The following is a 25,974-nucleotide window of genomic DNA, read 5'->3' as shown; positions in this document are numbered from 1 at the left end:
GTGCCCGGCCAGGAGCAGTCTCTCGGATCAGTGACTGCGGCGATACATGGCTTCGATCTCACTGGCGAAGATCTCATTGATGATCCGGCGGCGCAGCTTCAGGGTCGGGGTCAACTCGCCCTGATCCATACTAAACGGCCGTGGCAGCAGGGTGATCTGCTTGATCTGCTCGAAACGGGCCAGCTCAGCTTGAGCCGTCATCACTCGTTGCTCCATTTCGGCCTGGATCTGGGGCAACGCCACCAGCTCGGCGTCGTTGGCAAACGTCAGCGCCTGGCCTTTGGCCCACTGTGCCAAAGCGGCAAAGTCCGGCACGATCAACGCAGAGACAAAGTTGCGACCGTCGGCGATGATGGCGATCTGCTCCACCCAAGGCTCCAGCGCGACCATGCCCTCGACCCGTTGCGGGGCGATGTATTTGCCGTTGGAGGTTTTCATCAGCTCCTTGATGCGATCGGTGATGTGCAGTCGGCCCTGGTTATCCAGGTAGCCGGCGTCGCCGGTCTTGAACCAGCCATCGACGAAGGCCGCCTCGGTGTCTTCTGGGCGGTTGTAGTAGCCGGGCATGACGGTCGGGCCTTTGACTAGGATCTCGTCTTCTTCGCCGATCCGGACCTGAAGATCCGGCAGTGGCAGTCCCACCCCTGTGGTGGCGATCCGATCGAGCCGGTTGCAGCTGACCGTGGCGCTGGTTTCGGTCGCGCCGTAACCATTGAGCAGCGGAATGCCGATGTACTGGAAGAACTGGTTGATCTGATCGTCCAGACGGGCGCCGCCAGCGGAGACGAACTTGAAGTTGCCACCGAGGGCGTCGCGCAGCTTGCTCAGTACCAGTTTATCGGCGATGGCGTAGTACAGCTGGCCCAGCTTGATGCGGGTGTGACCGGCCTGATCGGCCTTGAATTGACGCCGGCCCTGATCCAACGACCAGCGAAACAGCAGACGCTTGAGCAGCGGAGCCTGAGCCACCTTTCCGATAATGGTGCTGTGGATCTTCTCAAACAGGCGCGGTACGGCGCACATCACCTCGGGTTTTACTGTCTGCATCGCTTGTTGCACCGTCGCTGGATCGCTGACATAGGCGTTACAGCCGCCGCTGCACAGCACATAGAGGCTCCAGCCACGCTCATAGATATGGGACAGCGGCAGGAACGACAGCGACAGGGTATCGGGCTCCAGTGGCACCATTAATTGATGCTGCTGCACCAATGCGGCCAGATTGCGATGCGTCAACATCACCCCCTTGGGCTCGCCGGTGGTGCCAGAGGTGTAGAGCAGGGTCAGCAGCTCGTTCAGATCCGGATCGAGCTGGCGGGCAGCCAGTGTCTCGGCCTGCTCGGCATTGTCTTGCGCCAGCAGCTGGGCCAGGGGGAGGCTTGGCAAAGCGCCGTCGGCCGGCGCGATGGTGTCGGACATCAACACTAGGGTCTTTAGGCTCGGGCATTCGCTAGCGGCCTGACACGCCTTATCGTATTGGTCCTGATCGCCGACAAACAGCACGGCGATCTCGGCGTCATTGATGATGTAGCTCAGCTGCTCGACCGTACTGGTGCCGTATATCGGGACGCTGACCGCGCGCAGTCGCATGAGCGCCAGATCGGTCTGAACCCAGGCCAGGCTGTTGGCACTGAAGATCCCTACCTTGTCCTGAACCGCCACGTCCATGGTCAGCAAGGCGTGGGACAGTTGGGTGATCTGCGAATCTAACTCTGACCAAGTGAGGCTGAGCCACTGATCGTCCTGTTGATATTGCAGCGCTTTTTTATCTCCACGCTGTGTGATCTGTTGGGCCAACAGACGGGATAGGTGAAAAGGGGCCAGATCGACGGACATGAGCGCTCCAAGCGTTGTTATTAGAGTGTTTGTTCCATGCTAGGCGTAATGGAGCATTTGGCGTGACCATCATTGTTCAACTTTGCTGCAGTGGATCACATAAAAGTGGGAGGCTTTAGGACTGGGTCGCAGGCGAGGTTGGTGGCATGCCGTCGCTGCGAGAGTCTTCACTGCGGCAAATGGTGCGACACTGAGAGCGTTTAAAAATTCACCTGTGCATTTGCAGCGGGCTTTTGTAGAATACGCACCCCCAAAATTCCTCATGAGGTTCTCGATGAAGCGCACCTTTTCCGTTGCCCCTATGCTCGATTGGACAGATCGACATTATCGTTACTTTGCTCGGCTGATCTCGCGCGAAGCGCTGCTTTATACCGAGATGGTGACCACAGGCGCCATTATTCATGGCAAGGGTGACTACCTGGCGTTTAACGAGGAGGAGCACCCGCTGGCGCTGCAGTTGGGTGGCAGCAACCCGCAGGACTTGGCGCATTGCGCCAAACTGGCGGCGGAGCGTGGCTATGACGAAGTGAACCTCAATGTTGGTTGCCCGTCGGATCGGGTGCAGAACGGTCGCTTTGGTGCGTGTTTGATGGCGGAGCCGGCACTCGTGGCCGAGTGCGTGACGGCGATGCGTGACGTGGTGGACATTCCAGTGACGGTAAAAACCCGCATCGGCATTGATGAGCAGGACAGCTATGGCTTTCTGACCGATTTCGTCGGCACCGTGGCCGAGGCCGGCTGTGATATTTTTACCATCCACGCCCGCAAGGCTTGGCTCAAAGGCTTGAGCCCGAAAGAGAACCGGGAGATCCCTGAGCTCAATTATGACCGCGCTTATCAGATCAAGCGGGATTTCTCTGCTCTGAACATCTCGGTGAACGGCGGCGTGAAGAGCCTGGATGAGTGTGAAGTGCACCTGCAGCACTTGGATGGCGTGATGGTGGGCCGGGAGGCGTATCAAGACCCTTATATGATGGCGGGCGTCGACAGCCGGCTGTATGGCGCGACTTCGACTCCGCTGAGTCGCGCGCAAGTGGTCGAACGGATGATCCCTTATCTGGAGCGCCATATTGCGCAAGGCGGCCGTGCCAATCACGTGACCCGTCATATGCTCGGTTTGTTTAATGGTATGCCGGGCGCCCGTCAGTGGCGCCGCTACCTGGCGCAGAACGCGCATCTGCCGGGTGCCGATGCGCAGATCCTGGCAGCGGCATTGGCTTCTCTGCCTGCGGATGCACAGGCGGCATAACCTTAGATGCAGTCGATGGCGGAATTAACCACGGGTGTGGTGAATTCCGCCATTTCTTTATTTCTCCTCGCTCCCAGCTCCCTCTCCTTGTGTGACGACTTACGTTGCACTCTATAAAAAGCCCATAGAATCAGTGGCTTGCAGTTTTTGTGAAAGTTGGCATGCCCTCTGCAATCCCTTTAGTCGTCTTTCATTGATAACTGAGGTTACTACCATGTCTGCGTTTACTTCTTTGGTTCGTTGTTCCGTTATTGCTTTGGCTGTGTCGGCTGGGACCGCGCAGGCAGGACAAACCATGACGCTGGCCCAAGCGATCGATCTGTCACTGCGAGCCGGCTTTGCACAAACCACACAGGCCATCGCCAGTGAAGCCCGGGTTGAGGCGCAGCAGTTGGCCCATGAAAGTGTCGGCGATCTCGAATTTACGCTGGTCGCCGAGCCCGCCACTGAGCTGACGGAGACGCTGCAGAGCAGCTTTGCACAAACCCGTCAGACCATCGCTGCTGAGGCCTTGCTGGCGGCGCAGCACTCTGCCGAGCAAAGCCTGACGCTGCCAAGTCGGAGTGTGGCGGCCCACGATGCGGCGACGGTTCAGTTTGGGGCCAAGTAAGGGAGAGGGCGCCGCAACCGGCGCCCGTTCGCAGTGGCGGTGTCGATAAGGGGGAGTGAACATGGCACGTTCAGTAACGAATAAGTGGATCTTTGGGGTGATCGCCGGATTGGCGGCGCGGTTGGAGTGGCATGTGGGCTGGACCCGGGTGGCGACGCTGCTGTTGGTTTGGGTGGCACCGCTGATGGTGGTGGTGCTTTATCTGCTGGCCGCTTGGATCATGCCGCGCTCATGAATTCGCTCTTCACGGTGATACTGGTTGTTTTAACGCTGTTGTTGGTTCTGGCATTGATCGCCTTGGTCGGATGGGTGGATCTCTGGTCGCTGGCGATGATGGATTGGTCGCAGGCGTGGTGGTTGGCCTCCTTGCTGTTGCTGCCCCTGCTTTGGCGCTGGTGGCACCATTAATATCACGTCACGTTCCCGGCGTGAGTCTGTTGGCCCCGGCTTATGCCGGGGCTTTTTTTCATTTGCGCACCATGCCGGCGATGATGGCGCGGGCTTCGTCGCTGTGGACGCGCTCGGTGAATAGGGCGATCTCGCGATCCACCACCTGCGTGAGATCCTTTGGCCGGGCATGACGCAGCAGCGAGAGGGTGTCGGCCAGAGCCAGCGGCGGCTTTCGGGCAATGGAATGGGCCAAACCGAGGGCGGTTTCCAGCAGAGTTTCGGCGGGACAGAGTTGATTGATCAGCCCCCATTGGTGAGCCTGTTCGCCACTGAAGGGCTTGCCCAGTAAGAGCAGCTCGGCGGCCTTTTGGTAGCCCACCAGCGCTGGTAACAGGGTGCTGGAGCCGGCTTCCGGTACGATGCCAAGATTGACAAAGGGCAGGGCCAGTTTGCTGTCGGCGGTGGCGACGATCAGATCGCAATGCAGCAGCAGGGTGGTGCCGATCCCAACGGCCGGGCCGGCGACGGCGGCGAGCATGGGTTTGTTGATCCGAGGCAGCAGGCGCAAAAAGCGGATCACCGGCGTATCCTGATCTAACTGCGTTAAGTTAAGAAAGTCGTGCAGATCGTTGCCAGCACAGAAGCAATCGGTCTGCCCCTGAAACAGGATGGCTTTGATTGAAGGGTCGTCATTAGCGCGTTCAAGGTGGTGACATAGCTCAGAATACATATGCTGTGTCAGTGCGTTACGCTTGTTCTGTCGATTGAGGCTCAGTACCATGACGGCATCGTCAAGGTGGCAAAGGATGGGTTCCATCGGGGCTCCTGCACGGGATTGGCGTCCATGTTTCACAACAGTTTAAGGGAAGAGACGGTATGTTAAAACGTTTGTTTGGATTAGGGGGGCTGGCGCTGTCCAGTGCATCTGCGTGGGCGGCGGTTTCGGTCGAGGACCCTCACGTGCGGGCGATGCCACCTGGGGTGCCGAATACGGCCGGTTATCTTATTTTGACCAGTGACAGCGGCAGCGATCGTTTGCTGGCGGCGCAGTGTGACGGGGTGAAGACCACGGAGATCCACACCATCTTAGAGCAGGATGGGGTGATGAAGATGCGCCCGGTTGAGGCCATTGTTTTGCCTCAAGGCGAAGCGGTGGCGCTGACGCAGGGGGGCTACCATTTAATGATGATGGGGTTGGAGCAACAACCTGAGATCGGCCAAACCCTGCAGTGTCAGTTGCGGTTTGAACGACAGGCGCCGCTGACGGTGACGTTTGCCGTCCGGGATCTGAATCAGGCCGAGCACCAGCATCATCATCATCACCACTGAGCGACCAGCGTCAATGATTGGAGAGCGAGCTATGGAACGTGTGACCCCGAAGCGTATTGGCCTGATCGTGATGGCGATCGTATTGATCAATTACCTGATCGCCGTGTGGTGGAGTGTTGAGCCGGACATGATCACTCACGCTCAGCTGCAGCCGCCAGAGCAGGAAGCGGTGGTCGGTTATGCCACAACCTCGGCGGCGATCCTGGTGGGCGCCACCTTGCTGGATAAGCCGGGCGGCTTCCTGTCCAATGACGTGCTGCCGCCGTCGGTGTTGATGGACAACATGCCGGCGTTTGAGTTTGGCGCGCTGGAGCAGCTGCGTGATCTTGTGCTGGTGATGCGGCGTGACTTTGCTCGCTCGCAATCGCAGTCGACCGAGGATAAGGATCTGCAGATCGCGCAGCCCAAATTCAATATCGATCACCGCAGTTGGATGGTGCCTCGGGCTGAGTCTGAGTACCGGGATGGCATTCGCGCGCTGGAGCGCTACCGGGGGCGGATCTTAGATCAGGGCGATCAACAGGGTCAGTTCTATGCCCGTGCCGATAACTTGGTGAGTTATCTGGATATGGTGGAAAAGCGCCTAGGTAGCCTGTCGCAGCGATTGGCGGCGAGCGTTGGGCAGGAGCGACTCAACACCGATCTGGCCGGCGACGAGGCGGCACGACAGTCGACGGGCACGTCGAGCAGCAGCGAGATCCGCACCAGTTGGTGGAAGATCGATGATGTCTTCTACGAGTCCCGCGGCAACTGCTGGGCCTTGTTGGCTTTCATGCGTGCGATCGAACAGGATTTTGGTCCGGTGCTGGATAAGAAGAATGCGCGGATCAGCCTGCAGCAGATCATCCGCGAATTGGAGGCAACCCAGGACACGGTCTGGAGCCCCATGATCTTAAACGGGGGCGGTTTCGGCCTCGTGGCCAATCACTCGTTGGTGATGGCCAATTACATTTCTCGCGCCAATGCGGCGCTTATTGATTTGAAGCAATTATTAACACAAGGGTAAATAACACATGAAATTAAAGCCGAGCGTAATGGCAGTAGCTCTGGCAGCCGGTCTGGCGATGCCAGCACAGGCCGATTTTTTGGGCGCCAAGGTCGGGATGGATCTGTTTTTCGTTGCCACCGACGGTAGCCTGTCTTCCGACACACAAAACTGGAATGACAAGAGCCGTTTGAGTGCCTACGCGGCGTTTGAGCACTTTATCCCGCTGGTGCCGAATCTGATGATCCGTTACAACCAGATGGGCACCACCGCAGCCGGCAATGAGCTGGATCTGTCCAACACCGATTTCGTGTTCTACTACCAGTTGCTGGACAACACCGGGGTTGAGCTGGATCTGGGCATGAACTACCGCCTCTACAGCGGTGAAGCCCGCGAAACCGGCGATTGGGCGTCGACCGATCTGGATAAAGGTGTGCTGATGGGGTACGCCCGCAGCCGCGTGAACCTGGTCGGCACCGGCCTGTTTGCGTTTGCTGACGTCAGCCTGACCAACTACAACCGCAAGCAGATCAGCGATTTCCAGCTGGGCATGGGCTACAGCATGGGCCTGATCGCGTTGGATCTGAACCTGAAAGCGGGCTACCGTCAGCACGACTTTGATGTGCGTCGCTTTAATGGCGTGAACGTCGATGTGGTGCAGGATGGCTGGTTTATGGGCGCCGAGCTGAACTTCTAAGCGTCAGCTCAGAGCGTGGCTTGTCAGTTCTGCTGGCAAGCCATACGAAAAACCCGCCGAATGGCGGGTTTTTTGTGGCTCACGCAGTGGTGAGGTGATTACTTAGCATCACCGTCGTTGTCGGCGGAGGTGGCCGGGCGCAGACCCTTGTTGATCATCGCCAGATCGTCTTCAGACAGGGTACCTGCCGCTTGTTTCAGCGTCAGCGAGGAGATGATGTAGTTGTAGCGGGCATCAGCCAGCTGCTGCTTGGCGCTGTACAGCTGACGGGTGGAGTCCAGCACTTCAACGATGGTACGGGTGCCCACTTCAAAGCCCGCTTCGGTGGCTTTCAGGGCGCTCTCCGCGGATACGACAGATTGCTCATAGGCGCGGATAGAGCTCAGGCCAGCGTTGACGTTGTTCAGGCTAGCACGGGTGCTGCGCACCACGGAGCGGAAGCTCTCTTCCATGCCCTGCTGGGCGCCGACATAGTTGGCTTGTGCTTGCTTAACCTGGCTGGTCACGTTAAAGCCGCTGAACAGGGGGACGGAGACTTGAACGCCGATGTTGCCGCTGTCGGCGCTGCTCCAGCTGTTTTCAACGTCATAGCTTTGGCCCAGATTGGCGGTTAAGCCGACGCTGGGTAGGTGGCCAGTTTTGGCCAGGTTGATCTGCTGCTTGGAGATCTCAACCGCCAAACGGCTGATCAGCAGTGACAGGCTGGACTCTTCCGCGATCGCTTGCCAGCCTTCGTGGTTCGCCGGAGTCGGCGCACTTGGGCTAAAGCGGGCCGTATCCAGTACGTTGAGACGTTTGTGGTTCAGGCCGGTGATCTCACGCAGCGCCTCAAAATTGTTTTCCAACCGGTTTTCCGCGCTGATCTCATTGGCCACGGCCAGATCGTACTGCGCCTGGGCTTCGTGGACGTTGGTGATCGCGGTCAGGCCCACGGCGAAACGCTGTTTGGTTTGCTCGAGCTGGCGGTCAATGGCACGCTTGTTGGCGCGAACAAAGTCCAGATTATCCTGGGCCGACAGCACGTTGAAGTACGCCTGAGAAACGCGAACGATCAGCGCCTGTTCGGTTTGCTGGAATTGCAGCTCGGCGCGGGAGGCGCTCTGCTTGGACAGATCCAGATTGACGTAGTTGGTGTGGTTATAGATGCTCTGGCTCAGGCGCAACGTTGCACCGGCGCTTTGTATTTCAGCGGCCGGGTTACTGTCATTTTTAAAGGTATTGCCGTAGTCCAGCGTGGCATTCAGCTGTGGCAGCAAGCTGGCACGGCGCTGGCCAATGGCCTCGTAGGCGGCATCGCGATTGGCCATCGCTTGCAGTAAAACCGGATCTTTGGTGAGAGCTTGCTGATAGATCTGCAGCAGATCGTCCGCGTGAGCGGCCATAGAGCTGCAGGCCAAGCCAACAGCCACGCAAACTGAGCGCAGTTTGAGGTTCATTACCAATCCTTAATTTGTTACTGATACCAACCCAAGGGGCCGGGTTGTCTCGAGTGAGGGGTGGATCCCCACACAATCCCCTAGACGACCGAAACTTTGACAGCAATAGTTAACTGAATGTCGACCGATCAAGTCAATGCTAATTTAGCGGCTAAGTGTAACAGAGTACGCTGAACCTAAGCTGTAAGTAATTGTATAAGGAAGGGATGAATGCGAGCGCCACAGCGATTCACGAAAGAGATGGTCCAGATTGAGTCGATAGCGCCTCTATTTGAAGGCTTTTTTCGGATGGAGGAGATCCGTTTTCGCCATCCATTGTTTGCCGGCGGCGAAACGGAGCTGATCAGCCGTGAGGTGTTTGAGCGGGGCGATGCGGTGGTGGTCTTGGCGTACGATCCTCAGCGCGATCTGGTGGTGTTGACCGAACAGTTTCGAGTTCCGGCGATGCGCACTTCGGACAATCCTTGGCTGCTGGAACTGGTGGCCGGGATCATCGAGCTGGGGGAGGAGCCTGAACAGGTGGCTCGGCGGGAGTTGATGGAGGAGGCGGGACTGGTAGCGCACTCATTGACACCGATCTACAGCTATCTATCGAGCCCCGGAGGAAGTACGGAGCGGCTCTATCTGTTCCTGGCGGAAGTGGAGGCGAAAGCGGGTGAGGCGTTGTTTGGCTTGGCCCATGAGCAGGAGGATATCCGCCGGCACTTGGTGCCCCGTGAGCAGGCACTGGCGTGGATAGAGCAGGGGGTGATCGACAACGCCAGCACCATGTTGGGCTTGCAGTGGTTGGCTCTCAATCATGCCCGTCGTTGGGGGGCAGAGGCGGGCTCATGATGGCGTCGCGACGCTATGCCCCAAGTCTGGATCGCTTGCTGCGCTTATACAGCCGTAATTATCGTAACTTGAGCCGATTGTTGGCACGGGCGCGGCGGGTCAATGGCGAAGTGGCGCAGTACCGCTGGCAGCATGCACAGCAGGCGCTGATCCTGCAGCTGACGGTGAATGAGCAGACCCGCTACACCGAAGTGGTGACGGTCGAGCGATTGGCGCCGCCGCTGCCTTTGGTGGCACCGGCACGGATCGAGATCCGGCTCTATCACGATGCCCTAATGGCAGAAGTGTTAACTGGTCAACATTTTTTACGTTTGCTTCCCGCCTATCCTTACCCAAATGCGAGGATGCAGCAGCGTGACGAAAAATTTCAGGTTAATCTATTCCTTGCTGAATTATTGGAGCAATTTGCCCACCGTGAGTGGCAGCTGATAAGCGCGCGCGAGGAGAGTCGCTGATTTTGAGTAACGCATTGGACACACTGATCCCCCAGGCTGATGACGGTAGCGTTGTCCTGGCCCAGTTGAGCGATCCGCATCTGTTTGCGGAGCGCGATAACGTGTTTTTGGGGATCAATCCATACAACAGCCTACGGGCGGTGGTGGAGCAGATGCGGGGCGAAGCGGGCGTGGACGCGGTGCTGGCCACCGGCGATCTGAGCCAGGATCACAGCGTGGAGTCCTATCAGCGATTTGCTGAGTTGGTTGAGCCCCTGGCCAAGCCGGTGTTTTCCTTGCCAGGCAATCACGATCAGGCTGAGTTGATGCACGCTGCGTTAGCGCCGACTCATGTGCATGTACAACGTCGGGTGCAAATCGGCGCTTGGCAGGTATTGATGCTCAACTCGGCCGTGACTGGACTGCCGGCGGGCCATGTCATGCTCGAGGAGCTACGCTGGTTGCAGCAGGTTTTGGCCGAGGATCAAGCCACACCAACCTTGATCGCGTTACACCATCATCCGGTGCCCACGGGATGTGCCTGGCTGGATCAACACAGCCTGGATAACGGTGCCGAGTTTCTCGCGCTGTTGGCGCGCTACCCCAATGTGAAAGGGGTAGTGTTTGGTCACGTCCATCAGGAGATGGATCAATTCAGCCACCATATTCGTTTGATGGCGGTGCCTTCCACCAGCATTCAGTTTTTACCGCGCAGTGCCGGTTTTGTGCTGGACCCACGCCAGCCGGGCTATCGTTTACTGCGTTTATGCCCGGATGGTAGCATCGAAACTCAAGTCAAACGCTTGATCGGGGGACAGTTTGTTCCCGATCCCAGTGCCTCCGGATATTAGCGAGCCGCAGGCGTTTTCGATCGAGCCTGAACAGGAACGCTCCCCATGCTGCTCTATCTGCACGGTTTTAACAGTGCCCCTAGCTCCACCAAGGCGCAACAAGTTGCGCAGTATCTCGCTGGCCATTACCCCGCTGAAGTGGTGTCTATTCCGCAACTGGCCACCGCGCCTGCGGCGGCCATGGCGCAGATCTGGCCCATGGCCGAGCAGGCCTTAGCCCGGGGTGAGCCTTTGCGATTGATGGGCAGCTCGCTGGGCGGCTACATGGCCAGCTATCTGGTGGAGCAGCTGAGTGAGGCCTACCCGGATGGTGATATCCGTGCGGTGCTGATCAATCCGGCGGTGCGGCCCTATGAGTTGCTGACGGAGCTGCTCGGTGATCAGATCAACCCCTACACCGGGGAAGCCTATCGAGTTGAGCCTGAGCATATGGACGAGCTAATGGCTTTAGATACGCCGCTGATCCGTCGCCCGGAGGCGTATCGGGTGCTGCTGCAAAGCGGCGATGAGGTGCTGGATTACCGTCAGGCGGTTGCCAAGTATCAATGTTGCGAGATGTATCTTGAGCCTGGGGGCGATCACAGCTTTGTCGGCTTTGATCAGCAGATCCCCGCGGCCATGGTGTTTTTGGGCTTAGAGCCGGTTGCTCAGCCCTGCACCAGTTGAACCTTTACCCCCGCCATGACTAAGATGGCGGATCACCAAAAATGGAACAGTTGATGAGCAATCAATACAACTCAGATGCGATTGAGGTTCTCAGCGGACTGGAGCCGGTGCAGAAACGCCCGGGTATGTACACAGATACAACCCGGCCCAATCATATGGGCATGGAGGTCATCGACAACAGTGTTGATGAAGCGATGGCGGGCCACGCCAGCGAGATCCAGGTGATCCTGCACGCCGACCAGTCGCTGGAAGTGATCGATAACGGTCGTGGTATGCCGGTGGATATCCACCCGGAGGAGGGCGTGCCGGGGGTGGAGCTGATCCTGACCCGACTGCACGCCGGCGGTAAGTTCTCCAATAAGAACTACGAGTTCTCCGGCGGCCTGCACGGCGTGGGGATCTCCGTGGTCAACGCGCTGTCCAAGCGGGTTAACGTCAAGGTGCGCCGCGATGCGCAGGTGTATGAGATCGCCTTCGAGCATGGCGCCCGGGTCGAAGCGTTGACGGTGACCGGCACCGTTGGTCGGCGCAATACCGGCACCAGCGTGCATTTCTGGCCGGACGCCAGCTATTTTGATTCCGGTAACTTTTCAGCCACCCGCCTGGCGCACAGCCTGCGCGCCAAAGCTGTGCTGTGCCCGGGCTTGCGCATTCGTTTTGACGATAAGGTCAAAGGCGAGAGCCACGAGTGGCACTACGAAGCGGGCCTGAAGGATTACCTGATGGACGCGGTCAAGGAGTGGCCCAAGCTGCCGGAAACACCGTTTGTTGGCAGTTTCTCCGGCAATCTGGAAGCGGCGGATTGGGCGGTGCTGTGGCTGCCGGAAGGCGGTGACAGCATCACCGAAAGCTACGTTAACCTGATCCCAACCGCGCAGGGCGGCACCCACGTCAACGGCTTCCGTCAGGGTTTGCTGGAGGCGATGCGTGAGTTCTGTGAGTTCCGTAATCTGCTGCCCCGCGGCGTCAAACTGAGCCCGGAAGATATCTGGGACAAGGCCGCCTACGTCTTGTCGACCAAGATGCAGGATCCGCAGTTTGCCGGCCAGACCAAGGAGCGTTTGTCCTCCCGTCAGGCCTCGGCGTTTGTTTCCGGCGTGGTGCGCGACGCATTCAGCCTGTGGCTCAATGAGCACACCGACAACGCCGAACTGCTGGCGGAGCTGTGCATCAACAACGCCCAGAGCCGCTTGCGCAAGGCCAAGAAGGTCGCGCGTAAGCGGGTCACTTCCGGCCCCGCTCTGCCGGGCAAGCTGACCGATTGTTCCGGTCAAGACGCGAGCAAGGGCGAGCTGTTCCTGGTGGAGGGGGACTCGGCAGGGGGCAGCGCCAAACAGGCGCGGGATCGCGAGTTCCAGGCGATCCTGCCGCTGCGCGGGAAAATTCTAAACACTTGGGAGGTCGACGCGGGTCAGGTGTTGGCCTCGCAGGAGGTGCATGATATCTCGGTGGCGATCGGCTGTGATCCGGACTCGGACGATCTCTCCGGTCTGCGCTACGGCAAAATTTGTATCCTTGCCGATGCGGACTCCGATGGACTGCACATCGCGACACTGCTGTGTGCGCTGTTCATGCAGCATTACCGCTCCATGGTCAATGCGGGCCACGTCTATGTGGCGATGCCGCCTTTGTTCCGGATCGATCTGGGCAAGGAGGTGTATTACGCCCTGGATGAGGATGAGCGCGACGGCATTCTGGATCGCCTTGCGGCGGAGAAGAAGCGCGGTAAGATCCAGGTCACCCGATTTAAGGGACTGGGTGAGATGAACCCGGGCCAGTTGCGCGAGACCACCATGGATCCCAACACCCGCCGGCTGGTGCAGCTGACCGTGGACGATGCGGAAGCCACCATGGCATTAATGGATATGCTGCTGGCCAAGAAGCGCTCCGGCGATCGCAAGCAGTGGCTGGAAAGTAAGGGTGATCTGGCCCAGCTGGATTAAGGATAGCGACGGGATGAGAAGAGGGATCTTTGCATCGGCTCTGGCGGGGTTCGCCGCTTCACTGGCGCTGCCGCTGATGGCGGCCGTGCCGGCGGTTGAGCAGGCCCAGCTGCCCCCCGGCTTCCTGCTGGAGCTGTATATCGACGAGGTGCCCAATGCCCGGCAGATGGCCTGGGGCGATCAGGGCACCCTGTTTGTCGGCTCTCGCCGTGAAGGCAAGGTGCATGCGGTACTGGACAGCAATAACGACGGCCATCCGGACAGGGTGACCGTGCTGGCCAGTGATCTCACCTTGCCCTCCGGTCTGGCGTTTCAAGACGGCACCTTGTACGTCGGCGCGGTCAGTCAGATCCTCGCTTTCCCGGCGGTGGAGACCCATCTGCGTGATCATCCCGAGGTTCAGCCTGAGCCACAGTCGGTCTATGATCGGCTGCCGCAGGATCGGCATCACGGCTGGAAGTACTTAGCGTTCGCCCCGGACGGTCGATTGATCGTGCCGGTCGGCGCGCCCTGTAACAACTGCGAGCCGGATGAGCCCTACGCCACGATCCTGGCACTGGACCTTGCCTCTGGTGAGCGTGAGATCCTGGCTCGTGGTGTGCGTAATACCGTGGGTTTCGATCTTCACCCGGACAGCGGCGAGCTGTATTTCTCCGACAACGGTCGCGACATGATGGGCGACGACGTGCCGCCGGATGAGATCAACCGTTTGACGGTGCCTGGCAGCCACTTTGGCTATCCCTATTGGCACGGCGGCGCCGTGGCGGATCCTGAGTTTGCCCTGCCCAATGAACTTAAAGGTACGCTGATCGATCCCATCGCCCGTCTGCCGGCCCATGTGGCGCCGCTGGGCGTGCACTTTTATCGGGGCAAGCAGTTCCCCGAGCTGTGGCAGGGCGCGCTGCTCATTGCCGAGCATGGCAGCTGGAACCGCAGCAGCAAGGTGGGTTACCGCATTACCGCGCTGACCGATCCCACCGGCGCGCAGGGACTGGACAACAGCGGCTATCGAGTGCTGATCGATGGTTGGCTCGATGGCGACACCCCTTTGGCCCGTCCGGCGGCAATTTTGCCGCACCCGGACGGCAGTATTTTGATTTCCGATGACTATCACGGCCGGATCTACCGGCTGAGCTACACCGATGACACCGGTAGCACCAAGAAGAGAGAACCATGACCGAACTGACCGACATGAGTCTGGATGGGGTAGAGCAGCTACCCCTGCGCCAGTTCACCGAACAGGCTTATCTGAACTATTCCATGTACGTGATCATGGATCGCGCGCTGCCCTTTATCGGTGACGGCTTAAAGCCGGTGCAGCGCCGCATCATCTATGCGATGAGCGAGCTGGGCCTGAATGCGACGGCCAAGTACAAGAAGTCTGCCCGTACCGTGGGCGACGTGCTGGGTAAATACCATCCGCACGGTGACAGTGCCTGTTACGAAGCCATGGTGTTGATGGCGCAGCCTTTTACCTATCGCTATCCACTGGTGGATGGCCAGGGCAACTGGGGCGCGCCGGACGATCCGAAATCCTTCGCCGCCATGCGTTACACCGAATCCCGCCTGTCCCGCTTCTCCGAGGTGCTGCTGTCGGAGCTAGGCCAGGGCACGGTCGATTGGGGCGTCAACTTCGATGGCACCCTGAAAGAGCCGAAGACCCTGCCAGCGCGCTTGCCGCACATTTTGCTGAACGGCATTACCGGCATCGCCGTGGGCATGGCCACCGATATCCCGCCGCACAATGCGCGGGAGGTGGCCAACGCCTGTGCTCACCTGCTGGAAAACCCCAAAGCCGAACTGGCCGAGCTGATGGAGTTTGTACAGGGGCCGGATTATCCGACCGAGGCGGAGATCATCACCCCCAAAGCGGACATCGAAAAGCTGTACCGCACCGGCAAAGGCTCCATCCGCTCCCGCGCCATCTACAGCATTCAGGATGGGGAGATCGTCATTACCGCGCTGCCACATCAAGTGTCCGGCGCCAAATTGATTGAGCAGATCGCCGCGCAGATGCAGGCCAAGAAGCTGCCGATGGTGGCGGACTTGCGCGATGAGGCGGATCACGAGAATCCGGTCCGACTGGTGATCGTGCCGCGCTCTAACCGCATCGACACCGAGCAGTTGATGGCGCACCTGTTTGCCACCACGGATCTGGAAAAGAGCTTCCGGGTGAACCTCAACATGCTGGGGCTGGATAACCGCCCCTGTGTGAAGGATCTGCGCACTATCTTGTCCGAATGGTTGCAGTTCCGGACCGAAACTGTCCGCCGTCGCCTGCAGCACCGTCTGGACAAGGTGCTGTCCCGCTTGCACATCCTCGAAGGGATGCTGGTGGCCTTCCTTAACATCGACGAAGTGATCGAGATCATCCGCAGCGAGGACGATCCCAAGGCGGCACTGATCGCCCGCTTCGAGCTGTCCGAGAAGCAGGCAGAAGCGATCCTCGAGATCAAGCTGCGTCAGTTGGCCAAGCTCGAAGAGATGAAGATCCGCGGCGAAATGGACGAACTGAGCAAGGAGCGTGACAAGCTGGAGCTGATCTTGGGCTCCGAGCGTCGCCTCAAGACGCTGGTACGCAAAGAGCTGCTGGCGGACGCGGAAACCTACGGCGATGATCGTCGCAGCCCGCTGGTGGAGCGCTCCGAATCCAAGGCGATGAGCGAGCAGGATCTGACCCCGGCGGAAGCCGTGACCGTGGTGATGAGTGATAAGGCCTGGGGTCGCTGCGCCAAGGGCCATGAGGTGGATCCGCAAAGTCTGTCCTACCGCTCTGGTGATAACTACTTGGCGCACGCCCGGGGTAAGAGCAACCAGCCGGTGGTGTTCCTGGAGAGCTCGGGCCGCGCCTACGCCACCGAGCCGCATTCCTTGCCCACCGCGCGCAGTCAGGGTGAGCCGCTGTCCGGCCGCTTTAATTTGGTGGCCGGAGCCCGTCTGGAGCATGTGGTGATGGGCCAGAATGAGGATCTGTTCCTGATGGCGTCCGATGCGGGCTACGGTTTCATCTGTCAGTATCAGGATATGATCAGCCGCAACAAGGCGGGTAAAGCCCTGCTGACCGTGCCCATCGGCGCGGAGGTGTTGGCACCCCAGCGCATCACCGATCAGGGTAATGAGCGATTGCTGGCCATCACCACCGAAGGGCGCATGCTGCTGTTCCCACTGGCGCAACTGCCGGTGCTGTCCAAGGGCAAGGGCAATAAGATCATCGGCATTCCCGGTGAGAAGGCCAAAACCCGCGAGGAGTACCTCAAGCATCTTATCGTGCTGCAGCCGGGGGCCCGCATCACTCTGTGGGCCGGCAAGCGCAAGCTGACGCTCAAGAGCGACGATCTGGATCATTACATCGGTGAGCGCGGCCGTCGTGGCAACAAACTGCCACGCGGTTTGCAGCGGGTCGATAAGGTGGATGTGGAGCAGACCGACGCCGAGCCGGCTGCGCCTCAAGCCTAACCCACAGTACAGAACGCCCTCCAAGCCAGACCGAGAAGGTCTGGTTTTGTTCTTTTGCCAGAGTGAAACATGCACAACGTCACCACCCCGTTAGAGATGGCCACCTTTCCCCGGCGCCAGCAGTTTGAGTTTTATGGGGCGATGGAGCTGCCCAATACCACCTTGTGCGCCGATGTCACGGTGACCGCGTTGCTGGCCTACTGTCAACAACATCAGATCAGCAGCTACCGCGCAGTGGCCTATGCCATGCTCAGCGTGGCCCAGCAGCTGCCTTGGATGCGGTGGCGCATTCGTGATGAGGGCCGCACGGTGGTCGAGCACAGTGTGCTGAGCGCCGGCGCGACCATGTTGGGAAAGGATGAGCAGGTGCGCTTTACCTGTACGCCGTTTCAGCCGGAATTTAGGGCGTTTGATGCTGCGTTTAAGCGCCATACCCAGCAAGCGGCGAGCAGTGACACCCTGTTCAATCAAGGCACCACCAATGACGATACCGATGCCTTTTTGTATTTAACCTGTTTGCCTTGGTTGCGCTTTACCCAATTTAGCAATCCGATGCCGATCGATCGCTTTGATGCGGTGCCGCGACTGGCCTGGGGCAAATACGACGTGCAAGGGGCGGAGACTGTGATGCCGGTCGCCTTACAGGCCCATCATGGTCTGGCCGATGGCCTGCATCTGACCCAGTTCTATCATGCCCTAGAGCGGATGCTGGCACAGCCGGATCAATGGCTTAGCCCGGCTCAATAACTTCAGCGCACAACTGTTATCCAAAACCGTTGCAGGGCCAAGTCAGCGGGGTATACTGAGCGCCCCGAAATATTGGAGAGCTGCTGTGCTGAAGTTGTTGCGTGCCTTGATCCTCGTCCTGTTGGCGAGCGGTGCCTTTGTTGTTGGCGTGCTAATGTGCGTGTTGCGTCCGTTTCACCGAAACAACGTCCATCATGTGGCCTCCTGGTTTGGCCTGGCCAATCCGCTGCTGGGCTTGAAGGTGATCAACCGTGGCCGGGAGAATCTGCTGGTGGATACACCGGTGGTGTACGTCGGCAACCATCAAAATAGCTTCGATCTGGTGACCCAAAGCACCATGGTGCCACCGGGCACGGTCAGCATGGGCAAGAAGAGCCTGATCTGGATCCCGCTGTTTGGCCAGATCTACTGGCTGACCGGCAATATCCTGATCGACCGTGGCAACCGCAGCAAAGCGATCAGCACCATTCAGGGCGCGGCACAGAAGATCCGTGATAAGGCACTGTCGGTGTGGATCTTCCCGGAAGGTACCCGCTCCCGTGGCCAGGGGTTGTTGCCGTTTAAGACCGGCGCATTCCATACTGCCATCAACGCAGGCGTGCCGATCGTGCCGGTGGTGGCCTCCTGTCAGGCCGGATTGTGTATGAACAAACGCGACAATGGCGTGGTCATTGTCGAAGCACTGGAACCGATCTCCACCGAAGGGTTGGGACGGGAAGATGTGCGGGATCTGGCGCAACAGGTCTACGATAAGATGAACCAGCGGTTGCAGGAACTGAACGCAGAAGCGCAGCAGTTGTCCGCGACCCATTGAGGAGAGATCCCATGAACAACATTGAACAATTGATCGCCGATCAGCAGATGGAAACCCGCGAGATCGTGAATGCGCTGCTGGCCGATGGCTCCGATCCGAATGCCACCTACGACATCGAGCATCACTTCGCCTGTGAAGATTTCGATGCCTTGGAAAAAGCCGCCGTTGACGTGTTCAAGGCCGGTTTTGCTGTGGACGATGCCGAAGAGTTGGAGCTGGAAGATGGCAGCATCGCCTACTGCTTCTCGGCCATGGCCCAGCACGGGTTGGAGATCGAGCGTCTGGACGACGACTGCCAAGGCCTGATCCAACTGGCCAGCAAGCACAAGGTGCTGTACGACGGTTGGGGCACCCACTTCGTCGAAGCCGCTCAGGAGTAACAGACTCTTGGCCAACCAAAGCCAGCGCCAATGCGCTGGCTTTGTTGTATCTGGGGCAGTGCATTGCCGCTGCCCAGCTAGGTCGCATTAGAGCAACAAGGACAACGCCAGTGCGGGCAGGAGGGGAAGTATCAGTGCCAGCAGAAACGCCAAAGGCAGCATCTTGAGGTAGGGGATCCCTTGACGGCCGAACAACGCCATAATGTTGAGCGGCAGGATAAGCAGCGCGCTGGCGCACGCGATGTTGAGCAGTAAAGGCAAAACCATCAGATGTTGGATTGTGCTCATCAACTCCCAACTACCACTCTCGGCCAAAGCGATCAGGGCGATATCGCGATTGACCAGAGTTTTTAGCCCCCAATATTGCGCGATTGTGCTTGCGCAATCGGGAGAGAATCCCAGAGAGATGATCAGCTTTTGGGGCCAGAGCAGTAAAGTCTGTAGAAAGGACCAATCGACGATGATGTGGCTGGCCACTCCTTCGATAGCGACGATGACAAGTCCTTTGTTGACGATCAGCTTACAGGAGCCCAGCAGGTAATTTTTGCAGCGCTCCATTAATGGGATGGCAGATCCTGGCTGGAGAAAGTGGTTGATGGAACCCTCTCGTTTCAGGAAAGGGTAAAACACCGCTGCCAGCATTATGGGCAGCAAGACACTGGCCAGCAGCAATTGATACGCAGAGTAGCCCACAGCGCTAAGCGATAGGCAGGTTAAGCCTCCTGCGCTGCCGAAACAGATGGTCAGTAATACCAAGCGTTGTAGAGAGGTCAGTGCTTGTGGGCGGTCTTGCAACACCAGCATCAGCTTGGTGCAGCCAAATAGGATCGAAAATATCCCGACACTAAAACCAAAAGGGACGGTTTTCGAGAGCTGTTGCTCGGGGTAGCGACGCAATAGTGCTTCTATTCCATGGTAAAGCACTGCCAGCACGAGGCTGATAAAGAGGATCCGCGGGGCAACATCGGCTACGAAGATGGAGGTGATGTTGAGTACGGGAAAATGGAGAAGTAGATGCTCGCTTTGCAGGCGAAACATCGCAATTAGGCTAAATACGGATAGGAGTTGAAACAGCTGAGCGTTGGTGACAGGGACACGTAGGTTCTGATACGTCACTAACCGTTTTCCTTCTTTTGGCGTTCGAGAGGATGTATCGAATGCTCCACTCTAGCGGCAAAATTGGGAGTTGAATGTGTTGAACTGCATGAATTCGATTATAAATATCCAGTAATTTTATATCGTCCTCTTTCCTGCGACAGCGAGGATTTTGATGTCGCGGACTCAAATATCCTATTCAAGAAAATGAAGGATGGGGGCATTAGAATCCCCCCATCCTGTTCTAAGTCACTTGGCTTAGTGTTAGAACGCCTTGTCGGGATCGATCACCAGAGTACGATAGGCGGCCAATGACGGCGCTACGTGGTGGATCTTGATCTCCACTTTGACCTCTTTGGAATCGTCTGCTGCGACTTCGGTGATCCATGGAGTGGATACCTCAGGGGCGTTAAACAGGCCGGCGGAGCCAGAGAACATCACCATGGTATTGGTGTCTTCGTGGTAGCGAATGGAAGAGGTTACTGGGCTGTACCACTCGTAGCCTCGCTCTTTACCGTATTCCCAGACCTGCTCAACGGTCATCTTGTTCTCATCGATCTTGTACTCAACACCCCGGCTGTACTTCATGTTGGGCATCGCCGGTTGGTCGAAGGCACGACCATCACCGTTATCGAAGGAGATCACAGTGCCGCGAGAGGTCAACCATGAGGTGTGCTGGGTCCAGGGCCAGTCAAAGTCGCTGTTGTTACACACGCCGGCGTGACAGTCGAGCTTGCGTCCTTTGCTATCGACTGGCGTGAGCACCTTATCTTCCAGATCGCCCCAGCCCAGATTGCCGGCCAAAATCCATTTCACTTCCTTGTCACGACCGATCTTAACGGTGCCTTGGTGGCGGAGGGATAAGATGATGGAGTCATCTTTGTCATCGTAGGCGATGGAGTTGACGTGGGCCCAGTTGCGGCCCGGAGCGACGCCAACGCTGTCACCAAAGGGCGCATCCGGTTCGATTTCCACCTTCTGACCCATCTTGTCCATATCGATATTGAGACAGACTGCAGAGGAGTCCAAGACGGTGAGCAGGTCGCTGCGGTTGTAATCCAAGATGGAGTTCAGATCCCATTCCTCTACCACCTGGCCAAACTCGTCGATCTCAATGATGTGGTCGCGCACGGTACTGACAAATTGGCCATCCGGACGCAGGTAGTTCTTCTTAGCCACTCGGATCATGTAGGTGTCGTTGACGGTACGAATGATCTCGTGGCTGTGATCGATGTAGCCACGCGGCAGGCGGTTCTCGAACACCTTGCGGCCCATCAAGTCGAAGCGGTAATAGCTTTGGCCTTTGGCGACGATCAGATCGCCGTTATCCATTTGATGGTAACCCATCAGTACACCACGTTTGCCCAATTGCTCATCGCCAACAAAGGAGAAGGGGCTCAGGTACCAGCGCACATCGCCTTGAGTGTCGGTGATATATTGATAGTTAGGGTGGCTGTTCCACTCATAGGCACCGCCATTGGGGCGGATCAGGTTTTTGGACTCGGTGCCACGGTGGCTGGCGTTGACCAGATAGAGTCTATCCTCAAACCCTTTCTTGACGGTCTTCACCTCGTTTTCTGGATAGGGGCGCTGCATGCCATCGAATGCTTGAGTGAAGATGGGTTGAGTCTGTACCGCGTAAGTCTCTTGTTTCTTTTCGCCAGACTCAAGGGTGTAGCTCACTTCAACGGAATTGCGATGGTTCGGGTACAGGCCGAATACAGGAATACCATTGTGGGTCAGAATACTCTGGCGACGCACATCGTAGCTAATGTCGCGCCCTTTCTTGCCCTTGCCTTTTACGGTGACCTTGGCATCCACAAGTTTGCGGCCACCTAAGTCGATAACTGCAGCCAGCGGCGCGATGCCGTAGGGGTCGATCACTACGTTCCCAAGTGCTCCTTGAGTCGGTGGCCCACCTGTGGAGGATTTGATACCGACTTTGGCCATGGCAGCTGGGGCTATCATCAGTGCGCCAACCACGATGGCGGTGAGGGTTTTTGTGTGTTTCATCTGTCATCATCCTTTTGTTCATTGAGACAAAGCCAGATTACAGAGCCAGTATTTTGGGGAGGTGATGAGACTCACGGGTGCAGGTACAGCCTGTACTTCCCCAAACGGTGTATCTGATACAGGGTGTACTGGTGTGAGCGTAGTTGAGACTAAGGTTCAGTTAGAGTGCGTTTCCAAGTTTAGATCGCGATGGATCCAGCGCGCGATCTTTGCTCGATCAACAATAAGAACCGGGTTATCACAGTGGGTTAAGAGTTGATGTTCAAGACTGCCAACATAATGCTCAATAGGCAGGCACAAATATTGGTTGCGTGTCGCCACATTCAGGATGTTGACGATGTAGCCACGCTCCTGGGCCATCAAATCCAGCTCGGCCAAGACGATCTGTCTCGGTGACATTTTTATTTCCGCTGCAATACAGGCTTGCTCTAGCAGGTATTCGGGGAATTTGTAGATGCGCTGAAGTAATGCGGTCATCTCATCGACCCGCGATTTCTTCGCTTTGTGCCATAGCGTTGGGTTGGTGGGGAGGAATTTCAGGCCGTGTTGGCTGGGAGACTGGCATTGTAAGGCGATTGAAAGTGCATGGAAGGTCAGCACTTTTTCAACGTTATTCAACAAGGAGCAATGACTCACGGATTGGGCTTGTTGTAAGCGGAGAAGCAATTCACGCCGAAAAACCGCGAGCATGACGTCGTCTTTGGTTGGATACAGCTTATATACGGTAGATTTGGACACATGCGCGCTGTGGGCGACGCCGGAGAGGGAGAAATCGACGATCCCTCGCTGCTCGATCTCTAGCACGGCGATATCAAGAATGTGTTCACTGACGTCTTGCTGCATCGACTTCCTTTGCCCTTATTTCTGTTGCAATGGATACGTTGAGCCAACGATGATGCTCAACAACTGCAAGGGGTTAGCCATGTAGATTGGCGCCTTGTCCGGAGCAGGAAAAGGGTCGAAATGCCATTGTTGGTGTCGGCTCACGAGGTTGGGTGGTTTAAGGAGAAGATATTCGAATGCCGGTATGCTGATCGCTGGTGAAGGAATACAGCCTCTGTCTGCGTGACCGCAGGCAAAGGCTATATGGGGTTAATTGGCGGTCGCTGCTTTCTTCTTGGCAAAGCCTGCGGCCCAGCCGCCGGTAACGATCCCGAGTACGGCAATTTTGATGCTGTAGGTGAAGACCAGCCAGTGGCCCATGGTGCCGCCAAGGAAGCTCCAGTCATCTTCGCCACACACGCCGGTGATGGCGAACATGCCGGGCCACCACTCGTGCAGGGGCAGACCAAATGGATAGGCAGGCTCAGTGGCACAGGCGTTGGCGCCGCCACCGGCTGCGAAGAAGTCCATACCGGAATCCAGCGCGTCCATGGTGTGGTGGCTGGCAATGTAGTCCAGTGAATGGTTCAGACCGTAGAAGATGGCCCACCAGGCGAAAGCGAGACCTGCCAGCTTCATTACCATGTTGCGTGGGGCTGCTGCGAGGGCGATCCCGGCGATGATGATGCAGATCTGACTTAGGCGGATGTAGACACACTTCTCGCAGGGATCCATCGCCAACCAGCCCTGAAAGTACAAGGTGGAGCAGAGCATCAGGAAGCCGGACGCACCGGCCATCACCAACCAGACAGGGCTTTGATTGCCCCAGCGGTGCAGGGTCGGCACCGGTTCGGCCTTGACGTTGGCCCAAAGGGATTTAAGCAGTTCCATGGGGAGTATCCTTATTCGGCCAGCAGTTGGGCAACCATCTCATCGAGCATGGTCATGGAGCGGATCTGAGCGGTGTTGATCAGATATTTACCGTTGACCACCATGGCAGGGATCCCTTGGATCTTGGCCACTTCAACGCCTTGGTCCCAGTAGGCCAGCAGATCGGTCACAGCTTGAGTCTTAACGTGCTTGTCAAAGTCAGCTTTTTTGATCTTGGCGGCTTTGAGGCCGAACGCGATCGCTTCAGCACCGTCGCTGAAACGCTTTTTATCGTCGTGGAAGTGCTTGTAGTAAGCCATTTTGGCGGCTTTGTAGCCTTTATCGTTACCCATCACATTGGCGACGGCTAGCACTTGTGACTTTTCGACGCCCAGTGGGGTTTTGGTGGTGATGTGTAGGCCTTCGTAGCTGGCACCTTTAGGCAGGTTTTTCTCCATGTTGGGGATCACTGCCGTTTCGTACTTGTAGCAGAAGGGGCAGTTGACGGAGTACACCTTGGTGACTTCGCTGTTGGCGGTGAATTGGGCTTCCGGCTTCAGCACTTGATAATGTGTGCCCTCTTTGTAGGTGGCGGCTTGGCCACCAAAGGCGATGGCCAGAGTAAACAGGGCGGTTAGGGTCTTTTTCATGGGAAATTCTCAGCTAACTTTTTTTGAGGAGGGCGGTCAGGCTCAATGCCTGACCGCGTTCAGTTGGTGATCGAATTACTTCTGAAACGCCTTGTTCGGTCGGATCACCGTGGTCCGATAAGAGGGCTGGCGTGGTGTTGTGGATTCAATGTGCAGCTCCACTTTCACGTCCTGGCTGCCATAGCCCAGTTCCACCAGTTTGGGTTTGGTGGTGGCTTTTGAGAACAGCTCGGCGGAGGCGAAATACACCATCATGGAGTCTTTGTCCGCCTGGTATTGGGTGATGGAGGTGATCGGTGAGTAGAACTCGTACCCACGATCCTTGCCGTATTCCCATACCTGTTTAACGGTCATCTTCTTCTCGTCGATCTTGTACTCAACGCCCCGACTGTACTTGGATTCAGCAAAGGCGGGCTGCTCGTGATAGCGACCATCACCATTGTCAAAGGTCACCACGGTGCCCTTTTCTGGTACGACGTAGGAAGTGTGTTGCGAATAGCCAAAGTCAAAGTCGGTGTTTTCACACTTGCCCTGTGGCGAGCAGTTCAGTTTCTTGCCGCGTTTGTCGACCGGCGTCAGCAGCTTCTTGGCCAGATCATCGTTCCAGCCCTCGCTTGGACCTAAGATCCACTTCACCTCTTTATCGCGACCGATCTTAATGGCGGTGGCTTGGTGACGTGGCGAGATAACGATGGAATCATCACTGGCGTCGTAATCGACCGAGTTGACGTGGGCCCAGTTACGGCCAGTGCCGACGCCCGCATTGTCGCCAAACGGCGCATCTGGCTCGATATTGATCCCTTCGGCGTTGTCGTCGACGTTAAGACAAACCGCTTTGGCGTCCAGCGCGATAAGCAGGGCATCCCGCATTGGATCCAAAATGGTATTGAGATCCCAGACATCCACGACTTGACCGTGTGGGTCGACTTCCAAGATATGATCCCTGACGGTATCGACGACCTGCCCATCCGGACGGACGTAGTTTTGTTTGGCAGCACGGATCAGATAGTTGCCATTGGGCATCTCCTGCAGATCGTGTGAGAAGTCGATGAAGCCAGCGGGCAGATCGCGCTCGATGATCATGCGGCCGAGCAGATCCATGCGGTAATAACGTTGGCCCTGACCAAAGATGATGTCACCGTTATCGGTCTGGTGGACACCCATGATGACGCCACGTTTTTGGGTGACGTTAATGTCGTGCATCTTGTTGTGATCAAGGAACCAGCGCACTTCGCCTTGGGTATCGGTGATGAAGTTAATGGCCCAACGATCCCACTCGAATGCACCACCGCCGGCGCGGATCAACAGAGGGTCGTTGGAGTTGTGGGGTAAATGGTTGACCCAGTAGAGGCGGTCTTGAAACTCGCTGTCAACGGCAACGGGCGTCACTTGAGGGTAGGAGTGAACCTGGCCTTCGACGCTCGGGCCGACAACCGGCTGAGTGTGGATCTTGTAGGTTTCAGTGACCGGCTTGCCATCGAGGGTGTAGCTGAGTTCGACCAGATTGAGGTGATCGCCATACAGCCCAAATACAGGGACACCGTCATGGGTGCGCATCATCTGCTCACCAACCGGGTAGGAGATTGGCACCCCATCGTCGCCTTTGCCTAAGACGGTGACGATCATATCTTTGGGTTGTTGTTGCTTGAGATAGATGACGGCTGTCAGGGGCGCATAGCCATATGGGTTAATTTGAACGTTACCCAGTTGTCCCTGAGATGGACGAGTGATCTTCAAGACAGCGTGGGCCTCATTAATAAACGTTACCTGACCAGAGAGTGAGAGTGCCGACGCAATAACTGCGGATAACAGCGCGGTTCTTTTGTTCATTTTGAGCTTCCGATGATTGAATGGCACATTCATCGTAATT

General features: G+C 57.3%; 26 protein-coding genes. 17 read left to right on the top strand and 9 right to left on the bottom strand.

Features of this window, described 5'->3' with window-relative positions; genetic code table 11:
• Positions 1-27: 27 nt before the first annotated feature.
• On the bottom strand, positions 28-1,833 hold the full coding sequence (locus ABEA08_RS08020; protein WP_345334773.1) for an AMP-dependent synthetase/ligase: 1,806 nt from the start codon (positions 1,831-1,833) through the stop codon (positions 28-30).
• A gap of 274 nt (positions 1,834-2,107) precedes the next feature.
• Here ABEA08_RS08020 and dusA point away from each other — a divergent pair, with 274 nt between their 5' ends.
• The 4 genes from dusA to ABEA08_RS08000 all read left to right on the top strand — a co-directional run bounded on the left by dusA (position 2,108) and on the right by ABEA08_RS08000 (position 4,100).
• Positions 2,108-3,082, top strand: coding sequence for a tRNA dihydrouridine(20/20a) synthase DusA (dusA, locus tag ABEA08_RS08015; RefSeq protein ID WP_345334772.1), 975 nt, complete (start codon positions 2,108-2,110; stop codon positions 3,080-3,082).
• 295 nt (positions 3,083-3,377) lie between these two features.
• On the top strand, positions 3,378-3,692 hold the full coding sequence (locus ABEA08_RS08010) for a hypothetical protein (protein ID WP_345334771.1): 315 nt from the start codon (positions 3,378-3,380) through the stop codon (positions 3,690-3,692).
• 61 nt (positions 3,693-3,753) lie between these two features.
• Positions 3,754-3,927 carry a PspC domain-containing protein gene (locus tag ABEA08_RS08005; protein WP_345334770.1) on the top strand — a complete coding sequence of 58 codons (174 nt, stop codon included), beginning with the start codon at positions 3,754-3,756 and terminating at the stop codon, positions 3,925-3,927.
• A complete protein-coding gene (locus ABEA08_RS08000) occupies positions 3,924-4,100 on the top strand; it encodes a hypothetical protein (RefSeq protein ID WP_345334769.1) in 177 nt (58 codons plus the stop codon). The genes ABEA08_RS08005 and ABEA08_RS08000 overlap by 4 nt, the downstream gene beginning before the upstream one ends.
• Before the next feature lie 58 nt (positions 4,101-4,158).
• On the opposite strand, the gene ABEA08_RS07995 is transcribed toward ABEA08_RS08000, so the two are convergent.
• On the bottom strand, positions 4,159-4,899 hold the full coding sequence (locus ABEA08_RS07995) for an enoyl-CoA hydratase-related protein (protein WP_345334768.1): 741 nt from the start codon (positions 4,897-4,899) through the stop codon (positions 4,159-4,161).
• 59 nt (positions 4,900-4,958) lie between these two features.
• Between ABEA08_RS07995 and ABEA08_RS07990 the strand changes: the two genes are divergently transcribed.
• The 3 genes from ABEA08_RS07990 to ABEA08_RS07980 are packed head-to-tail and all read left to right on the top strand — an operon-like array spanning position 4,959 to position 7,093.
• On the top strand, positions 4,959-5,411 hold the full coding sequence (locus ABEA08_RS07990) for a copper chaperone PCu(A)C (RefSeq protein ID WP_345334767.1): 453 nt from the start codon (positions 4,959-4,961) through the stop codon (positions 5,409-5,411).
• 31 nt (positions 5,412-5,442) lie between these two features.
• Positions 5,443-6,417 (top strand): DUF2333 family protein, encoded by a 975-nt coding sequence (locus ABEA08_RS07985; protein WP_345334766.1) that lies wholly within the window; start codon positions 5,443-5,445, stop codon positions 6,415-6,417.
• 7 nt (positions 6,418-6,424) lie between these two features.
• On the top strand, positions 6,425-7,093 hold the full coding sequence (locus tag ABEA08_RS07980; protein ID WP_345334765.1) for a TIGR04219 family outer membrane beta-barrel protein: 669 nt from the start codon (positions 6,425-6,427) through the stop codon (positions 7,091-7,093).
• A gap of 98 nt (positions 7,094-7,191) precedes the next feature.
• Here the strand turns inward: ABEA08_RS07980 and tolC are convergent, their stop codons facing one another.
• Positions 7,192-8,529: an outer membrane channel protein TolC gene (gene tolC / locus ABEA08_RS07975; protein ID WP_345334764.1), complete on the bottom strand. Its 1,338-nt coding sequence runs from the start codon at positions 8,527-8,529 to the stop codon at positions 7,192-7,194.
• A gap of 210 nt (positions 8,530-8,739) precedes the next feature.
• Between tolC and nudF the strand changes: the two genes are divergently transcribed.
• From nudF to rraB, 10 genes are all read left to right on the top strand, one after another.
• Positions 8,740-9,363 (top strand): ADP-ribose diphosphatase, encoded by a 624-nt coding sequence (gene nudF / locus ABEA08_RS07970; RefSeq protein WP_345334763.1) that lies wholly within the window; start codon positions 8,740-8,742, stop codon positions 9,361-9,363.
• Positions 9,360-9,818: a DUF1249 domain-containing protein gene (locus ABEA08_RS07965; protein ID WP_345334762.1), complete on the top strand. Its 459-nt coding sequence runs from the start codon at positions 9,360-9,362 to the stop codon at positions 9,816-9,818. Before nudF ends, ABEA08_RS07965 begins: the two co-directional genes overlap by 4 nt.
• 2 nt (positions 9,819-9,820) lie before the next feature.
• On the top strand, positions 9,821-10,648 hold the full coding sequence (gene cpdA, locus ABEA08_RS07960; RefSeq protein ID WP_345334761.1) for a 3',5'-cyclic-AMP phosphodiesterase: 828 nt from the start codon (positions 9,821-9,823) through the stop codon (positions 10,646-10,648).
• A 45-nt stretch (positions 10,649-10,693) separates the two neighbouring features.
• A complete protein-coding gene (locus ABEA08_RS07955; RefSeq protein ID WP_345334760.1) occupies positions 10,694-11,314 on the top strand; it encodes a YqiA/YcfP family alpha/beta fold hydrolase in 621 nt (206 codons plus the stop codon).
• A gap of 53 nt (positions 11,315-11,367) precedes the next feature.
• Positions 11,368-13,257, top strand: coding sequence for a DNA topoisomerase IV subunit B (gene parE / locus ABEA08_RS07950; protein WP_345334759.1), 1,890 nt, complete (start codon positions 11,368-11,370; stop codon positions 13,255-13,257).
• A 13-nt stretch (positions 13,258-13,270) separates the two neighbouring features.
• Positions 13,271-14,434, top strand: a complete 1,164-nt coding sequence (locus tag ABEA08_RS07945; RefSeq protein WP_345334758.1) for a PQQ-dependent sugar dehydrogenase — start codon at positions 13,271-13,273, stop codon at positions 14,432-14,434.
• Positions 14,431-16,713, top strand: coding sequence for a DNA topoisomerase IV subunit A (gene parC / locus ABEA08_RS07940; RefSeq protein WP_345334757.1), 2,283 nt, complete (start codon positions 14,431-14,433; stop codon positions 16,711-16,713). The genes ABEA08_RS07945 and parC overlap by 4 nt, the downstream gene beginning before the upstream one ends.
• A gap of 69 nt (positions 16,714-16,782) precedes the next feature.
• Positions 16,783-17,460 carry a CatA-like O-acetyltransferase gene (locus ABEA08_RS07935; RefSeq protein WP_345334756.1) on the top strand — a complete coding sequence of 226 codons (678 nt, stop codon included), beginning with the start codon at positions 16,783-16,785 and terminating at the stop codon, positions 17,458-17,460.
• Positions 17,461-17,545: 85 nt separating this feature from the next.
• The gene (locus tag ABEA08_RS07930; RefSeq protein WP_345334755.1) at positions 17,546-18,274 is read left to right on the top strand and encodes a 1-acylglycerol-3-phosphate O-acyltransferase; all 729 of its coding nucleotides are present in this window, start codon (positions 17,546-17,548) and stop codon (positions 18,272-18,274) included.
• 11 nt (positions 18,275-18,285) lie between these two features.
• Positions 18,286-18,654: a ribonuclease E inhibitor RraB gene (gene rraB / locus ABEA08_RS07925; protein WP_345334754.1), complete on the top strand. Its 369-nt coding sequence runs from the start codon at positions 18,286-18,288 to the stop codon at positions 18,652-18,654.
• Between the two features lie 87 nt (positions 18,655-18,741).
• On the opposite strand, the gene ABEA08_RS07920 is transcribed toward rraB, so the two are convergent.
• The 6 genes from ABEA08_RS07920 to ABEA08_RS07895 form a co-directional block, all read right to left on the bottom strand.
• Positions 18,742-19,770 carry a hypothetical protein gene (locus ABEA08_RS07920; RefSeq protein ID WP_345334753.1) on the bottom strand — a complete coding sequence of 343 codons (1,029 nt, stop codon included), beginning with the start codon at positions 19,768-19,770 and terminating at the stop codon, positions 18,742-18,744.
• Positions 19,771-20,013: 243 nt separating this feature from the next.
• Positions 20,014-21,762 carry an aryl-sulfate sulfotransferase gene (locus ABEA08_RS07915; RefSeq protein WP_345334752.1) on the bottom strand — a complete coding sequence of 583 codons (1,749 nt, stop codon included), beginning with the start codon at positions 21,760-21,762 and terminating at the stop codon, positions 20,014-20,016.
• A gap of 156 nt (positions 21,763-21,918) precedes the next feature.
• The gene (locus tag ABEA08_RS07910) at positions 21,919-22,605 is read right to left on the bottom strand and encodes a TetR/AcrR family transcriptional regulator (RefSeq protein ID WP_345334751.1); all 687 of its coding nucleotides are present in this window, start codon (positions 22,603-22,605) and stop codon (positions 21,919-21,921) included.
• A gap of 249 nt (positions 22,606-22,854) precedes the next feature.
• Entirely contained in the window at positions 22,855-23,475 is a 621-nt protein-coding gene (locus tag ABEA08_RS07905) for a disulfide bond formation protein B (protein WP_345334750.1), read from the bottom strand.
• Positions 23,476-23,486: 11 nt separating this feature from the next.
• Positions 23,487-24,104 carry a thiol:disulfide interchange protein DsbA/DsbL gene (locus ABEA08_RS07900; RefSeq protein ID WP_345334749.1) on the bottom strand — a complete coding sequence of 206 codons (618 nt, stop codon included), beginning with the start codon at positions 24,102-24,104 and terminating at the stop codon, positions 23,487-23,489.
• 75 nt (positions 24,105-24,179) lie between these two features.
• The gene (locus tag ABEA08_RS07895) at positions 24,180-25,934 is read right to left on the bottom strand and encodes an aryl-sulfate sulfotransferase (protein ID WP_345334748.1); all 1,755 of its coding nucleotides are present in this window, start codon (positions 25,932-25,934) and stop codon (positions 24,180-24,182) included.
• Positions 25,935-25,974: the final 40 nt, after the last annotated feature.

The sequence above is a fragment of the Ferrimonas pelagia genome (genome assembly GCF_039543565.1).
GTDB classification, from domain to species: Bacteria; Pseudomonadota; Gammaproteobacteria; order Enterobacterales; family Shewanellaceae; genus Ferrimonas; species Ferrimonas pelagia.
Note: the sequence above shows the minus strand (reverse complement) of the source record. Positions and strands in the feature narration are given on the sequence as shown.